The 14,260-nt window shown below is 41.9% G+C and carries 13 protein-coding genes; 4 read left to right on the top strand and 9 right to left on the bottom strand.

Features of this window, described 5'->3' with window-relative positions; translation table 11 throughout:
• Nucleotides 1–7 precede the first annotated feature (7 nt).
• Nucleotides 8–574: an elongation factor P gene (gene efp, locus ACE2AL_RS17410; protein WP_004258667.1), complete on the top strand. Its 567-nt coding sequence runs from the start codon at nt 8–10 to the stop codon at nt 572–574.
• Nucleotides 575–652: 78 nt separating this feature from the next.
• On the opposite strand, the gene ACE2AL_RS17405 is transcribed toward efp, so the two are convergent.
• From ACE2AL_RS17405 to ACE2AL_RS17395, 3 genes are all read right to left on the bottom strand, one after another.
• Entirely contained in the window at nt 653–850 is a 198-nt protein-coding gene (locus ACE2AL_RS17405) for a YbdD/YjiX family protein (protein ID WP_272539318.1), read from the bottom strand.
• A gap of 325 nt (nt 851–1,175) precedes the next feature.
• A complete protein-coding gene (gene cstA, locus ACE2AL_RS17400; RefSeq protein WP_272681450.1) occupies nt 1,176–3,269 on the bottom strand; it encodes a pyruvate/proton symporter CstA in 2,094 nt (697 codons plus the stop codon).
• 341 nt (nt 3,270–3,610) lie between these two features.
• The gene (locus tag ACE2AL_RS17395; protein WP_206083470.1) at nt 3,611–4,519 is read right to left on the bottom strand and encodes an EamA family transporter; all 909 of its coding nucleotides are present in this window, start codon (nt 4,517–4,519) and stop codon (nt 3,611–3,613) included.
• 267 nt (nt 4,520–4,786) lie between these two features.
• Between ACE2AL_RS17395 and sugE the strand changes: the two genes are divergently transcribed.
• Nucleotides 4,787–5,101: a quaternary ammonium compound efflux SMR transporter SugE gene (gene sugE, locus ACE2AL_RS17390; RefSeq protein WP_206083471.1), complete on the top strand. Its 315-nt coding sequence runs from the start codon at nt 4,787–4,789 to the stop codon at nt 5,099–5,101.
• 110 nt (nt 5,102–5,211) lie between these two features.
• Here the strand turns inward: sugE and ACE2AL_RS17385 are convergent, their stop codons facing one another.
• A complete protein-coding gene (locus tag ACE2AL_RS17385; protein WP_272539316.1) occupies nt 5,212–5,421 on the bottom strand; it encodes a helix-turn-helix transcriptional regulator in 210 nt (69 codons plus the stop codon).
• 187 nt (nt 5,422–5,608) lie between these two features.
• On the opposite strand from ACE2AL_RS17385, the gene ACE2AL_RS17380 reads away from it, so the two are divergent.
• Nucleotides 5,609–6,385 (top strand): hypothetical protein, encoded by a 777-nt coding sequence (locus ACE2AL_RS17380; protein WP_375083726.1) that lies wholly within the window; start codon nt 5,609–5,611, stop codon nt 6,383–6,385.
• A 57-nt stretch (nt 6,386–6,442) separates the two neighbouring features.
• Complete coding sequence (locus ACE2AL_RS17375; protein ID WP_206083474.1) at nt 6,443–7,627, top strand: MFS transporter; 1,185 nt, start codon at nt 6,443–6,445, stop codon at nt 7,625–7,627.
• Nucleotides 7,628–7,702: 75 nt separating this feature from the next.
• Here the strand turns inward: ACE2AL_RS17375 and ACE2AL_RS17370 are convergent, their stop codons facing one another.
• The 5 genes from ACE2AL_RS17370 to tet form a co-directional block, all read right to left on the bottom strand.
• Nucleotides 7,703–8,806 carry a hypothetical protein gene (locus tag ACE2AL_RS17370; RefSeq protein ID WP_375083725.1) on the bottom strand — a complete coding sequence of 368 codons (1,104 nt, stop codon included), beginning with the start codon at nt 8,804–8,806 and terminating at the stop codon, nt 7,703–7,705.
• Between the two features lie 11 nt (nt 8,807–8,817).
• A complete protein-coding gene (locus ACE2AL_RS17365) occupies nt 8,818–9,951 on the bottom strand; it encodes an ABC transporter substrate-binding protein (protein ID WP_272539314.1) in 1,134 nt (377 codons plus the stop codon).
• 19 nt (nt 9,952–9,970) lie between these two features.
• Nucleotides 9,971–12,112, bottom strand: a complete 2,142-nt coding sequence (locus ACE2AL_RS17360) for a TonB-dependent siderophore receptor (protein WP_375083724.1) — start codon at nt 12,110–12,112, stop codon at nt 9,971–9,973.
• Between the two features lie 241 nt (nt 12,113–12,353).
• Nucleotides 12,354–12,935, bottom strand: coding sequence for a TetR/AcrR family transcriptional regulator (locus ACE2AL_RS17355; protein ID WP_206083478.1), 582 nt, complete (start codon nt 12,933–12,935; stop codon nt 12,354–12,356).
• 79 nt (nt 12,936–13,014) lie between these two features.
• Entirely contained in the window at nt 13,015–14,217 is a 1,203-nt protein-coding gene (tet, locus tag ACE2AL_RS17350) for a Tet(A)/Tet(B)/Tet(C) family tetracycline efflux MFS transporter (RefSeq protein WP_272574001.1), read from the bottom strand.
• Nucleotides 14,218–14,260 lie beyond the last annotated feature (43 nt).

Here is a 14,260-nt window from a genome sequence, read left to right as displayed (position 1 = left end):
GATCACCATGGCTACTTATAGTACCAATGAATTCCGCTCAGGTCTTAAAATCATGTTAGATGGCGAGCCTTGTGTCGTTTTAGAAAGCGAATTCGTAAAACCAGGTAAAGGTCAAGCGTTCGCACGTGTGCGTATCCGTAAACTGATTTCTAACAAACTGTTGGAAAAAACCTTTAAATCTACTGATTCTGTTGAAGGTGCAGATGTCATGGATATGAACTTAACTTACCTGTACAACGACGGTGAGTTCTGGCATTTCATGAACAACGAAACTTTCGAGCAGTTAGCCGCGGATGAAAAAACCGTTGGCGACAACGCAAAATGGTTAGTTGACCAAGCAGAATGTATTTTAACACTGTGGGACGGTCGTCCTATCGCGGTAACGCCACCTAACTTTGTTGAGTTAGAAATTACCGATACTGACCCAGGCCTGAAAGGTGATACCGCAGGTACAGGTGGAAAACCTGCAACACTGAGCACTGGCGCAGTTGTTAAGGTTCCTCTGTTTGTTCAGATCGGTGAAGTTATCCGTGTTGATACTCGCTCAGGCGAATACGTTTCACGCGTAAAATAACGGCGTATCCTATACGGAATCGTTAAAAATAAAAAGCCGTGGTCGAGTGCCACGGCTTTTTTTGCATCTTTTTCTGGCCTAACAGCACTTAAATCCACCTTTTCCGCCATAACGTGCATCTTGGCGCTCTTTAAAAAACTCCTCGTAAGTCATCGGAGTTTGATCGGGGTGAGTCCGCTGCATATGGGCGACGTAGTTGTCGTAGTCGGGAACGCCGACCATCATTTTTGCCGCTTGGCCGAGGTATTTTGCGGCTTTCCCTAAATCTCCAAACATTTTTTTCTCCTTCATACTTCGCGCTACAGCGTTGTTGACTGCTCTCGGCTACCCAAGCCACATACTAGGGCATGCTCCTAGTTTCTCCTTCATACTTCACGCTGTTGCAGCGTTGGCTTCATTCGCTAACCCTAGTCACATACTAGGGTATGCTCCTAGTTTCTCCTTCATATTTCACGCTGTTGCAGCGTTGGCTTCATTCGCTAACCCTAGTCACATACTGGTGTATGCTCCTAGGGATTATCTTCTTTGCCGCCTTGCTCCAACGTGAATTATTTTGGAGAAAGAGCATGTACTCAAAACATGAAAAGCTTTTCCGCGAAAATCAATAGTGGCGCGTATTTGCCACGATTTCCTCGTAGTTGGCTGGCATTGGCTCGTATGGCACTTCATTCGCAGTCGGTTCGCTTGATTTTAACGCTTTAAGCGCGGTGCGGATCGAGAACAGAGCCAGTAATACCACGACAATCATAAAGAAAATCGTTAAGCCTGCATCTAAACGGTTATTGAAAATCAACTGTGTAAGCTGAGATTCGGTATATTGCACTGGAATATTGCCACTATCAATCATCGCTTGGAATTTATTCGCTACAGCTAAGAAACCAACGCGGGCATCTTCACTGAAGGTCTTTTCCCAGCCTGCCGTCATAGTACAAATCAGCAACCAAGCCGTTGGGACAAGGGCAACCCATGCATATTTTTGGCGCTTCATTTTGAACAGTACCACGGCACACAGCATTAACGCCATACCTGCCAGCATCTGGTTTGCGATACCAAAAAGCGGCCATAAGGTATTAATACCACCAAGTGGGTCGACAACACCTTGGTGAAGGAAATATCCCCATGCGAGCACACACAATGCTGTTGCAATCAAGTTGGCAGGTAATGAATCAGTACGTTTCAAGGATGGAGACACCACTCCCAGTAAATCTTGTAGCATAAAACGTGCCGCTCGAGTTCCTGCATCCACCGCGGTTAAAATAAATAATGCTTCAAATAAGATGGCAAAGTGGTACCAGAACGCCACATTCATCAGACCACCAAGCGCCCCATGCAGAATATAGGCCATCCCAACAGCAAGCGTTGGCGCACCACCAGCACGGGAGATAATACTGGTTTCACCGACTTCATTGGCAATGGTGTTGAGCTGCTCTGGGGTGATTTGGAAGCCCCAACTGCTCACCACTTGTGCGGCAGAAGCGACCACATCTTCGGTGCCTGCTGGTGCCAACATTGCCATTGGACTGTTCATGGCGAAATACACACCAGGGTCAATCACACACGCTGCGACTAACGCCATGATGGCAACAAATGACTCCATTAACATACCGCCGTAGCCGATAAAACAAGCTTGGTTCTCATTCGCTAACATCTTCGGCGTAGTACCCGATGAAATCAGTGCATGGAAGCCGGAAACAGCACCACAGGCAATAGTAATAAATAAGAATGGGAACAAATCTCCTGCCCATACAGGGCCTGTACCATCAATATATTTCGTGAGTGATGGCATTTGCAGGTTTGGGTTTAAAATTAAAATACCAATAGCGAGACCAATAATCGTCCCGATTTTTAGGAAGGTTGAAAGGTAATCACGCGGTGCAAGCAGCAACCAAACGGGCAAAACAGCGGCAACAAAGCCGTATCCAACTAACATCCACGTTAATTGTACGCCAGTATAGTCAAAGTACGGTGCCCATGTTTCACTTTCGGCAACCCATCCACCTGAAATAATAGCAAAAACAAGGAACACCAGCCCAATAATAGACACTTCACCAATGCGCCCTGGGCGAATATAACGGGTATAGATCCCCATAAAAATCGCCAGTGGAATAGTGAATGCGACGGTGTAGGTTCCCCATGGACTGTGAGTTAAGGCTTTTACTACGATCATCGCAAGTACTGCTAAAATGATCACCATGATCATAAAGCAGGCTATCAAAGCGAGAACACCTGCGGTATTGCCCATTTCTTCTTTGACTAACTCGCCGAGCGAACGTCCATCTCGGCGTGTCGAAACAAACAACACCATAAAGTCTTGTACGGCGCCTGCGAGTACGACCCCAGCAAGCAACCACAGCATACCAGGGAGGTAACCCATTTGCGCGGCAAGCACTGGACCGACTAAGGGGCCAGCGCCTGCAATCGCAGCAAAATGGTGACCAAATAACACTTTTTTATCTGTTGGAACGTAATCTAATCCATCATTATGACGAATTGCTGGTGTCATACGTGTTTCGTCAACTTGCAGGACTTTTTTCGCGATAAACAACCCATAATAACGGTACGCAATGAGATAAATACATACTGCTGCGACCACAATCCACAGCGCATTTATTTGTTCACCACGATATAAGGCGATGTAACCGAGTGAAAAAGCACCGAGCAGAGCGAGCACAATCCAAATAAATTGTTTACCCATAGTCATCCCCATCTGTTCAATGAATGATATCTGTTATTTATTTAAGTAAAACTGAGGAAGATATAGCGATAGTTAAGTTAAAGAAAAAGTAGCTAAAACGAGACACCTAATTGAAATTTTAGATAAATTCGATAATTGCAGTGAATATCACTAATCCAAGATCATTTATTGGATTTTATCTGGTTTTGAACTAGCGAATAGCTAATGGTGTTGGTATTTATCTTATTTTTATTAATAATGCAATATTTTCATCTAAACAAAGAGGTAGGAGAATAAAATGGAAACGAATGAGAGTGTTGATTACCGAAAGTTAAAAACCTTCGGTAATCAAATGAGTTATCTTAGGTGTGTCTTAAGCGTTGGATAATTTTTTTGCCAAAAAGCGTCGTAATAAGACCGAACATGATCAAAATTAAACCAGCGACTTGTATGCCATTAATATGCTCACCAAGGAATAATGCACTGCTGCTTAAACCGAACACTGGCACTAATAATGAAAACGGTGCAACACGCCATGCTTCATAGCGCCCGAGCAGTACACCCCATAGGCCGTAACCGACAAAAGTGGATAAATAAGCTAAATACAAAATCACTCCGAGCACAGGCCAATCAAAGCCTGTTAATCCGTCCACAATGGCATCTTCGCCCTCAAGTATCCACGAACTAATTAGGAAAGGAATAATGGGGATCAGCGCACTCCAACTGACGAGAGACAACGCACTGCATTTTTCTGCACCTTGATTTTGCATAATAATTCGGTTGGTAATATTACCACAAGCCCATGATAAACCAGCAATTAATGTGAATGCCAAACCGAGCATTGGAATATCATCTAACCCGCCTGCTGTCGCACCATTGGCTAACACCGTTAATCCTGCGATAGCGATAAACATGCCAATAAAATGGGTTGGTTGTAGCGTTTCCTTTAAAATCATGGCACCAAGTAATAAGGTAAAAAAGGCTTGAGATTGCAAAATAACGGAGGTGATCCCCGCAGGCATACCAACGCGGATAGCACAGAATAAAAAGGCAAATTGACCAAAGCTGATGGTTAACCCATACAATAATAACAATTTAAACGGAATTTTAGGCCGCTTGAAAATAAAAATGGCAGGAAAGGCAACAAAAACAAAGCGCAATGCCCCAAGGAGTAATGGCGGAAGCGCGGTCACACCGAGCTTGATAATGACAAAATTAACACCCCAAATAATGACCACACAGAGGGCAAGTAATATATCTTTGAAATTCATGCTAATTTCTCGATGGATAGGCTCGATAAGATTTTCTACTTTACCCTTGCTAAGGAGGGAGTGCGATATCAATGATGCTTATTAGCAAAAAACAGAATAAACAGGTTAAAAAAGGTCGCTAATTTATATTTATTTGTTATTTTTCGTTGCTTGAGTCTGTGCTGGTGAATGTTTATAATGAGGTACACATCACACGTATTCAGGACGACCTGGATCTCGTCATTCAATTATGGGGACGACCCCGAGTTATATACGGGAGCAACGACCATGGCATGGATCGTCCTTTTATTTGCAGGTTTACTCGAAGTGGTTTGGGCTGTAGGGTTAAAGTACGCCCATGGCTTTACACGCTTAACACCTAGTATTATTACAATTGTCGCGATTATCGCCAGTATGGGCTTATTAGCCTATGCTATGCGTGACTTACCTGTCGGAACGGCTTATGCAATTTGGACGGGGATTGGTGCTGTGGGTACGGCTATTGTTGGGATTATTTTCCTTGGTGAATCTGCGAATATGTTTCGTTTATTAAGCCTTGCGTTGATTATTACAGGGCTAATTGGCTTAAAAATATCGAGTTAGTTTTCAAATCAAGTATTATTTAATTAAAAATGAATAATAAGCGGGTGACAGAAAAAGTTACCCGCTTTATTTTTTGATATTTTTTGGGCATAAAGAAAACGGCTCTTTTGTTATTTTTCGTTATAACGAGATGGCCAAATTTCTGCAGGTTCCATACCTAAAAACTCTGCAATGATTCTTTCTCCCTTTGGCCAACGCCTTGATAGTGCATTGTTAAGTGTTGATGAATTTAGCCCTGCGGAACGCGATAATTCAGCAAGGGAAGAGTCTTTTTTCTTTATTGCCGCAATGATGTCAGCTGGGTGCCAATCTTTTTTCATAATATCTCCAGTGTTATTAGTTGAATAATGCTTGGTAGTTTTAAGAATAATATTACTGTATTTTTTATTTTCTTTTTTTAATACTATTATTAAATTATACTTTGAATGTTTTTTATTCTGTGATAGTGATATATATCCTTGGTTATTATTTTTTTATTAACATTTAATTATATTAAAAGGAATTATTATGGATGTTAAGAGTGAACTCTTGGAAAAAACATGTTCAGGTTTAAAAAATACTTTTTCTAATTATTTTGATTGGAATGATATTGACTTGTCTTTTTCAAAAGTAGATATTTTAAATAGGCAGGTTTATACTACATCGAGTAATTATGATTGGGTTCTGATGTATTGGGATGCGGATTTGGATAAAGTGATTGGTGAGCGGCTATCGACAGGGATACAGTATTGGAGTAACTACTCAAAAGAATATATGAACACCTTATTAAGAACAGATAAGTGTAAACTAAAAGTGGATTTTTGTGCTAAATATGGAAGTGTATATGAAATTACGTCAATTAATTCTAAACGAAAGTTATCGATAAAAGATATAATGGCAATATATAAATGCCGACCTATTATTTCTGATTATACTCACGGAGTATGGAAACAAAATGATGAAAATTATTTACCATTAAGAAGTCGTTTAGATATACCAATAGAAGGTAAGAACAGTATTAATGACTTAGAAAGTGAAATTTTAGATATTCACCAGTATATGCGTTTTGGAAATATTCGCTTTACTCGAAAAGAAATTACTACAATAAGAATGCTTCTATCTCATTGTAAAGTAAAGGAAATTAGCTATGCACAGGGATGTTCAGAGGTGTGTGAACACAAACGAATTCAAAGGATTAAAGAGAAACTTTCTTGCCCTCATGCTTCTTCAAGTGGCTTATTTAGTGCATTAAAAGAAAATGGAATTACACTCGCCTGCTTAGAAACTTTAGTCAATTATCCTTAATTTTCAATGTATAAGATAGCTGATGTATGAAATTCTAGGGATGATAAGGATAAAAAGATGAAATGGAAATTCAGGTTTGGTGCCGTCGCAGGTAATGCACTCGAATACTATGATATTGCTGTTTTTGCTGCAATATCAACTTATTTGAGCGCTGAGCTAACAAAGTTAGGTTATGAGCAAGCGACAGAAATGGTTTGGGGGATATTTGCACTGCGTTTTTTAATACGGCCTTTAGGCGGATATATTATAGGGCGCTATGCAGATACGGTTGGGAAAAAACCTGCCTTAATATTAACAAGCTTAATTACAGGTATTGCAACATTAATGATGGCTATATTACCTATTGAACTATTAGGTAACTATACACCAGTTGCTATATTAATATTACAACTCGCTTTGTCATTTAGTTTTGCAGGGGAGTATCCGTCTTTAATTACCTACTTATTTAAAGATGCACATATTAGAGAGCAAGCAAGAGTTTCGTCTATTATTGTCGGTAGTTCTTTGCTTGGTGTTATTGCTTCTTTAGGCATTGTTTTGGTGTTAAAAAATACGCTGAATGAAGATATGATGCAATCAATAGGTTGGCGAATTCCCTTATTCATAGGGGTTGCAAATATCTTAATGAGTTTTTGGTTTAGGTTTAATCTTCCAAATTATCAAGTGATTTCTAAAGATAAACAATCAATTAATTGGAAGAATGTGTTTTGGGTGTTTTTATTCACAATTCCTGGAACTGTTACATTTTATTCTCAAAACCTATCAACATCATTGATAATAGAGCAATTAAAGATTGAAGAAATAAAAAACTATTACGCAATTTTATCGTCAAGTTTACTTTTACTCCTCATGTTAATATGTGGTTGGCTAACGGATAAATACAGCTCAGCTAAGCAGGTCTTTAATATTGGCGTCATATTAATGGTTTTCTGTTCTGCACCGCTTTATCTCATATTGCAAACGAATAACTTATTACTCGTACTAATAGCTCAACTACTAATGTCTGTTTATTCAGCAATGATATTGTGTAATTTATCAGCAGTTCTCATCAGTAAGTCAAATGGGCAGGCGGCAATTTTAGGCATTGGTTATAATGGCGCTTCAGCTTCTCTTGGAGGGATCACGCCTTTAATTGTCAGTTACCTTAGCCAATATCACTTAGCTTACGTTGGGGCATTTATCGCTGTTTGTGGGTTATCGTATTTTATTTCCTATTTACTACCAAAGCACGCTCATACTTAGCTTTTTCTCCATTCATCCCCTCGTTCAATGAGCTGAATGAGGGGATGCGCACTATTTTTTAGAGTAACAAAACCGCTACAAGACCCATGCAGTCCGGGCACCGACAGTGGTACTTTTATGCAATCGAGTATGGCTAAGGCAAAATGCATCAATGCCTGCGCTATGTTGTGAATACCACGCACCACCGCGCATTAAGGTGCGTTCACCATAGTTACGCAGATAGATTTGATCATCTGATTGTTTAATTTTGTAAGGGGCGAGACCCAATATCTTCAATAAAGTCGGAATTTGTTCACCCTCGGTCGTTCCAACCAATCGAAACGGGCTATCTAACAGGCCCAGTGGGTAGCCTGAATCCATTGGCTCACCATTAAAATGATGGATCTGTGTCGAGATTATCGGGGTGCCAGCATTGCCATCAAGTTTGGCTATTGGTGAATCATATTTTGCACTTGATGGGCTATTAGGGGGGATTAACTCACCACTACTCATATCAATAGCTCGCCAATCTAACAATGCGTCATCAAGATGAATAGCGGCATCATTATTTTTTATGATTTGAATTTCTCCCGCGACTAGGCGTGCACCTGTTTGCCACTCCCAAAGGTTACCGACCAAATCGCTTATCCCTGAAAGTTGGTGATTATGGTACCAGCTTTCCCATTGTGCATTAGTTGGGGTTGTCGGGGTGCCTTGCAAACCGCCAGTCGCTAGCCCGTCAATTCGTGGAATAAATTCATCATGGTTAAAATAATTACGGCCGTAATCCGTATTACCATGAATAAGGTTATTGTGTTGATTAGTTAAGGCTGAGATGGCACTCCACTCTGCGTTAGTACTGATATGGCAGCCTTTACCTGATTGTTGCGCTAATGATTGAAATTGCGCTAAATCTAAATTGCATGCGGGTGATTGGTTGGGTTGGCTAACTAATTCATCATCTCGCAAACTTGCGCTGTAACAGGCGTAGAAAAAGGCATCAATAGGGCGCTCGTGAATGATAAAAGCTGGATGGATACCAGTGCCTAAAGAGGGGGAAATGTCTTGTAAATCAAACTGGGGTACGATGAAGACATAGTTCGGCTGGCCTTTAGGGCTGTAAATAATGGTTCGTTGCCCATGGCTTTGTTTTTCAACTTGGGTTCGTAGTGGATCAGGGGAATAAATTGTGGTCATCATAAGCCTCTGTTTTAAAGGGAAACCCAGTAGCCTTCTTGCCACTTGATGGGTAAGAACTGTTCAGTAAAATCTTTGAAAACCGTATTAACATCCAGATCAGGGAATATGCTAGGGTGTAACCAAGTCGCAAATTTTAGAGCGGCAATAAAGCCAAATGGGCTGTCGTAAAAAGTGTGCCAAATAGCATGAACATGCTGCTGTTTGACTGCATGCAATGTTTTAAAGGCATTACGCTGCATTAAAATTTTAAGTCTTTGTTTTGCTAGCGGTAAATCTGCACCAGGGCCTAATCCTACCCAATTGCCTTTCGGGTTATAGCCACTCCAATCGGTGCCGGTGACAATCACCATTTGAGCTTGGGTGTGAATAATCGTCTCTTGGTTTAGAACACCATATGTTCCATGAATGTATTGGTTAGCAATATTCTCTCCACCCGCAAACGAGAGAAACTGACCAAAATTTCCGTTTCCGTAGGCTAAGCAACACTCTTCAGTAAAACCTGCTGCACGCTCAAGGAGTACTTTTGGCCTTATAGGATTTGCATTAGCGAGGCGAGTATTTACATTATCTAGTTGTGTTTTAATAAATCGATTGATGCGATGAGCCCTTTCTTGTAAACCAAAGACTTTCCCCATAATCGCAATGCTTTTCGGCGTATTGGTGAGTGGGTCAACACTCATATCAAGGGCAATAACAGGGACATTAGCGCGCAGTAAAAGCATAAGAAGCCCATTGGCTTGTAGACCCGAAAATGTGCCCGTTGTCGTGAAAATAATGTCAGGTTTGAGCTCCAAAATCGTTTCCAAATTAGCTTGCGCCCCGCCGATCGCGGGGAGGTGGGGTAATTGTTCAATCTTAGGAAACGCCGTACAGTATTGTTGGTAACTACGCAAATCAGCAGTACGAAAGTTACTGGGAACAGCGACAAGTTTCTCCACAAAATTGGGTATTCCCAATGTGGCAAAGAGAAAAATCAGTGATGGGTCAGCCAAATAAATTTTCTGTGCATTTTCTGGGTAAGCAATAGTGCGTCCAAGGATGTCTGTCACCTTGGGCATTGCGGCTGCGACAACTGGGCAAGGCATTGCACTTAACGTCGCCATTGCTAACCCTGCCTTAATCAAATTCCTTTTAGAACTTTCCATAAGTTGCTTACCTATTGAATTAAAAGTAGTAATTAAGTGTGGCAAGTAACGTTCTATTCGTGCCAATACTGCAATAGGTGGAACTGGTACAGCTGGCAACGTAGGATTTATTGGTGACATTACTGACAGTTAACCCCAATTCCATACCCGTGAGTTCAGGGGCTAATGCATCCATTTGGTACCTTGCGCTAATATCGCCAAGCCAGACTGCTGGTACTTTAAATGTGTTGGTGTTGTCACCCCATGTTTCGCCGAGATAACGCACGCCAACGCCGACTAAAGCGCCTTCGAGGTAAGGGGAGTGAAAACGGTAGTCAACCCATGCGGAGCCGCTGTGTTTAGGGACTTGAACAGGGTGCTTATTTAAGACTGAAAGGTCTTGGCTTTCGGTGATTTTATTATCAGTAAAGGCATAGCTCACCATGACATTCACTGACGGTGTTAATGCTATACGGCTTTCAAAATCAACCCCACGAGAGCGAATTTTCCCTGTTTGATTATAGTAATCTGGATTTAGCGGGTTATGGGTGGTGACATTTTTTTGTTCTAACTCATACGCTGCAACGCTTGCCATGAGGTTATCCGATTGGTATTTAAGCCCCACTTCGGCTTGTTTTGATTCGGTTGGGATAAAGGATTTTCCATCCGCATCTGTCCCTAAAACGGGGTCAAAGCTATCGGAAAAACTGATCCATGGCGAAAAGCCATTTTCAAAAGCATAGGTTAGCCCAACGCGTTGGCTCCAAGCGGAAGTGTCATTTTTTTGCGTTGTGTGAGAGAGGTTATTATCAGTATCTAAATAAGACCAATCATAGCGTCCACTGAGGATCAAATCCCATTGTTGCCAACTAAGTTGGTCTTGTAGATAAACCCCATAACGATCAAAACGTTGGGTTGTTGATGTGCGGGAAACGGGGTAAGGTTTAAATTCAGGATGATGAGGTTTCACCCATGGATCGAAACTGACGGTTTGTGAGCCCCACCAGTCTTTATCCAGCTTTCCAGTTTGAAAATCAAACCCAGTGAGTAACTCGTGGCGAATATCGCCAGTTTTAACTTTATAAACCAGTTGGTTATCAGCAACAAAGGTTTTGGATTTGCTTGGTGAATCTTGGTAAACCGCGGTGAGTAACCGATCCCCCGCTAAGAAGCCGCGCGTGAAGTCTCGTTTAATGTGGGTATCTACATCAGAGTAGCGCATATTTTGTTTCAGTGTGACGGACGAGCTGACTTGGTAGTCAACTAATGAGGTCACTGACCACTGTGTACGTGTGGATTTTTCATGTTTGGGGTCACTGTAGTTTTGAGTGAAATCCAGCTTTCCATTTGGGTTCGGTAGCAAGCCAATTGCTTGAGCAGGCAAGGTATTATAGTGGCCAATGTGTGGATCATGTTGATATTGGCTTAAGACTGTCCAATTGAGTTTTTCATTGGGTTGCCATGTGATAGAAGGGGCCAGTAAGTAGCGAGATTGCTTCGAGGAATTCAATTGTGAATCCGTTGATAGCGCTAATCCATTCATTCTATATAGCAATGTTTCATCGTCATTCATGGCTCCAGTGGTATCAAATTTGACGGCATTGTTATCAAAATTGCCTTTTTGGAACTGAATTTGATGTGATTCATTGGCACTTGGGCGGCGTGATTGCATATTGATAACCCCCCCAGCTCCTCCTTGACCATACAGTGCAGATGACGGCCCATGAACGGCTTCGATACTATTGAGTGTCCATGAATCAACTTGCGGCCCCCAGATCCCACTGTTGCCGATAACCCGTAATCCATCCAAGTAATAATCTGCATCGAAACCACGAATTTTTGAAAAATCGATACCGCCACCAAAGGCGCCAAATTTTTCGCTGGTTACGCCTGCGCTGTAGCGTAAGGCTTGGCTGATTGATTCAGAAGGCAAAGTATCCATTTGCTCGCGTTTAATCACCGAAACAAATTGCGGCGTTTCCAATAAGGTGGCTGAGCTTTTTGTGGCAGTAGATTGAGTTTTACTGGCATAGCCAATAGGTTCTTGGCCTTGGTTTTCTGCGGCAGTGACGACCAAGACGTCTGTTTTGGGCTTTGCATTTGCGGTATTTGAGCAAATCAGGGCGCAGACCAATAAACTTAGGGTGGAAAGCGTGTAGGTTCGATGAGTAAATTTATGCATGCAATTTTAGCCAATAAAGTAAAAGAGAAATTTTATGGCGTTAGCATAGATCGTCGACCGACCATCAGTCAATCTAATTAATAATCATTTGCATTTAATATTGAAGAAAGGGATTCGTAGGGTGAGTGAGAAATTATTTATCGTATTGATATTAAAAATAAATATGACAGCGTTCGAAATATTTTTTTGTGTGAGATTAAAACAACGCGAGCTCGTCTGGGCGATTCACTCGCTGTATTTTTTATTTAATCAGTTGGCTAAATCGCTTATACAAAATTTCGCCTAAATTTTGTTGAGTATATTCATGGCTATTGGCGAGGTTGTCCACGGCGGCATGCATAGAGTGGTAAATCATGGTGGCAAGAAGGTCTGGAGGAAGGGCTGACCATTCTTGGTTTTTTTCGCCAAGGGTTAAAATTGCTTTGATTTGCAGGACTGCGCGCGTTTCATGGTCATTACTGCGACCGTGATATTCATCATGAAACAGCATGTCATGAACCTGTTGTTTTTCAACGTAATATTTGACACTGTTTTCGCACCAAGACTGGAGTTTATGCGCCGCACTTTTTTGCAGGGCGAGCGCGTCATCAATATTTCCTAAATACCAATCCATATAGCGAGTGCGTAAGGCTTCCATGATGTCATTTTTTGACTGGAAGTAGTGGTAAAACGTCCCTTTCGCCACATCCGCAGAGCGCACAATTTCACTGACAGTTGTGTTGACAAACCCTTTAGACAGAAAGAGCTCTTCCGCTGCATTCATCAGGTCATCAAGCCGTTCTTCTGCAGGTTTTGTTCTTGGCTTCTTAGGTGGTTGTGTCATTGGGTTTGTCTCTTAATGTCTTGTTCTAAAAAACAGTAGGAATAATGCATCATAGCATTGAAAGGCGATGTGTTAAAAGTTAGTCCATTGAAAGTATGGCCTTCTTGGTTCTATAGGTTACTTTTTGCTGAAAAAGTAAATAAGCGATGATCAAAAATAAATACATTAACGCCCCAATTAACCACACCCAGCCATCCCAAAACGATAATGTTTGGCCATAAATAAAGCTAAACAACAGTGGGCCAACGACGCCTGTGGCATTGGTTAAACTGACAAGAATACCTTGCAGTTTACCTTGGTTTTCTTGGCTCACTTGCGTAGACATTAGCCCTTGAAGTGCAGGAAGGGCGATGCTGCCCCCGGCTAGCAGAATTAGCGTTGGGTAAATCATCCAGCCTTGTGTGAGCAGTGATAAAATCAAAAATGCGCAGCCATCTACCATGAAGCCCAGTAAAATCGTTGTTTTTTCGCTAAATTTCTTCGCTACTGCCCCCGCGACGAAAGCTTGAAATAACGCATGCATCACACCAAGCCCCGCTAAAGATAATCCGACTTCCATACTGCCCCATTGAAAGCGGCTTTCGGTAAATAATACCCAAGTAGTGGCAGGGATCTGCCCAATGAGCTGTGCCATAAAAAAGACGAAAAGCAGCAGGATGATTGGTTTTATTATTTGCATAAAGGGAATTGGCGACGGTTGATCTTCATGCTGATCATCCTGTACGGCGGTCTTACGTTGATCTTTAAAAATAACCCAAATCACCACAAAAGAGCATGCATTTAAGACCGCCGCAATCACAAAAGGCAAGTGAGGAGATAACTGCCCAGCAAAACCGCCAATTGCAGGGCCAGCGATTAAACCCACGCCAAACGCAGCCCCTAAACGACCAAACCACTTGGTACGTTGTTGTGGCAGTGTATGGTCGGCAATAACAGAAGCGGCGACCGCACCTGTTGCACCGGTGATCCCTGAAATTAGGCGGCCTAAATACAGCATCCACAGTGAACTAGATAAAGCCAACAAAGTGTAGTCCAGCGCTGCCCCTGCAAGGGAGACCAACAAGATGGGTCTGCGGCCGAATTTATCAGACCATTTGCCAAGTATTGGAGCAAAAAAGACCTGCATGATGGCATATAAAGCCAACAAGATGCCGTAATGATTTGCCAAGTGTTCTATGGAGACATATTCACGGAGTAAGGCTGGTAAAACTGGCATGATCAACCCGATCCCCATCGCATCAAGGGCGGTGATCGTTAATGCGGTAATCGCAAATTTATTCATGGTTTTTTCTCTATCAGTGATAGATTTGGAATATATCCCTATC

The organism is Providencia xihuensis (assembly GCF_041953405.1).
Lineage (GTDB): Bacteria > Pseudomonadota > Gammaproteobacteria > Enterobacterales > Enterobacteriaceae > Providencia > Providencia vermicola.
Note: the sequence above shows the minus strand (reverse complement) of the source record. Positions and strands in the feature narration are given on the sequence as shown.

What these genes read in the sequence shown, in the direction of transcription:
- efp (WP_004258667.1), top strand. Translation starts at nt 8, where the DNA reads ATGGCTACTTATAGTACCAATGAATTCCGCTCAGGTCTTAAAATCATG.
- ACE2AL_RS17370 (WP_375083725.1), bottom strand. Translation starts at nt 8,806, where the DNA reads ATGATGACCACAATTTATTCCCCTGATCCACTACGAACCCAAGTTGAA.
- ACE2AL_RS17385 (WP_272539316.1), bottom strand. Translation starts at nt 5,421, where the DNA reads ATGAAAAAAGATTGGCACCCAGCTGACATCATTGCGGCAATAAAGAAA.
- sugE (WP_206083471.1), top strand. Translation starts at nt 4,787, where the DNA reads ATGGCATGGATCGTCCTTTTATTTGCAGGTTTACTCGAAGTGGTTTGG.
- ACE2AL_RS17380 (WP_375083726.1), top strand. Translation starts at nt 5,609, where the DNA reads ATGGATGTTAAGAGTGAACTCTTGGAAAAAACATGTTCAGGTTTAAAA.
- ACE2AL_RS17355 (WP_206083478.1), bottom strand. Translation starts at nt 12,935, where the DNA reads ATGACACAACCACCTAAGAAGCCAAGAACAAAACCTGCAGAAGAACGG.
- tet (WP_272574001.1), bottom strand. Translation starts at nt 14,217, where the DNA reads ATGAATAAATTTGCGATTACCGCATTAACGATCACCGCCCTTGATGCG.
- ACE2AL_RS17365 (WP_272539314.1), bottom strand. Translation starts at nt 9,951, where the DNA reads ATGGAAAGTTCTAAAAGGAATTTGATTAAGGCAGGGTTAGCAATGGCG.
- ACE2AL_RS17395 (WP_206083470.1), bottom strand. Translation starts at nt 4,519, where the DNA reads ATGAATTTCAAAGATATATTACTTGCCCTCTGTGTGGTCATTATTTGG.
- ACE2AL_RS17405 (WP_272539318.1), bottom strand. Translation starts at nt 850, where the DNA reads ATGTTTGGAGATTTAGGGAAAGCCGCAAAATACCTCGGCCAAGCGGCA.
- cstA (WP_272681450.1), bottom strand. Translation starts at nt 3,269, where the DNA reads ATGGGTAAACAATTTATTTGGATTGTGCTCGCTCTGCTCGGTGCTTTT.
- ACE2AL_RS17360 (WP_375083724.1), bottom strand. Translation starts at nt 12,112, where the DNA reads ATGCATAAATTTACTCATCGAACCTACACGCTTTCCACCCTAAGTTTA.
- ACE2AL_RS17375 (WP_206083474.1), top strand. Translation starts at nt 6,443, where the DNA reads ATGAAATGGAAATTCAGGTTTGGTGCCGTCGCAGGTAATGCACTCGAA.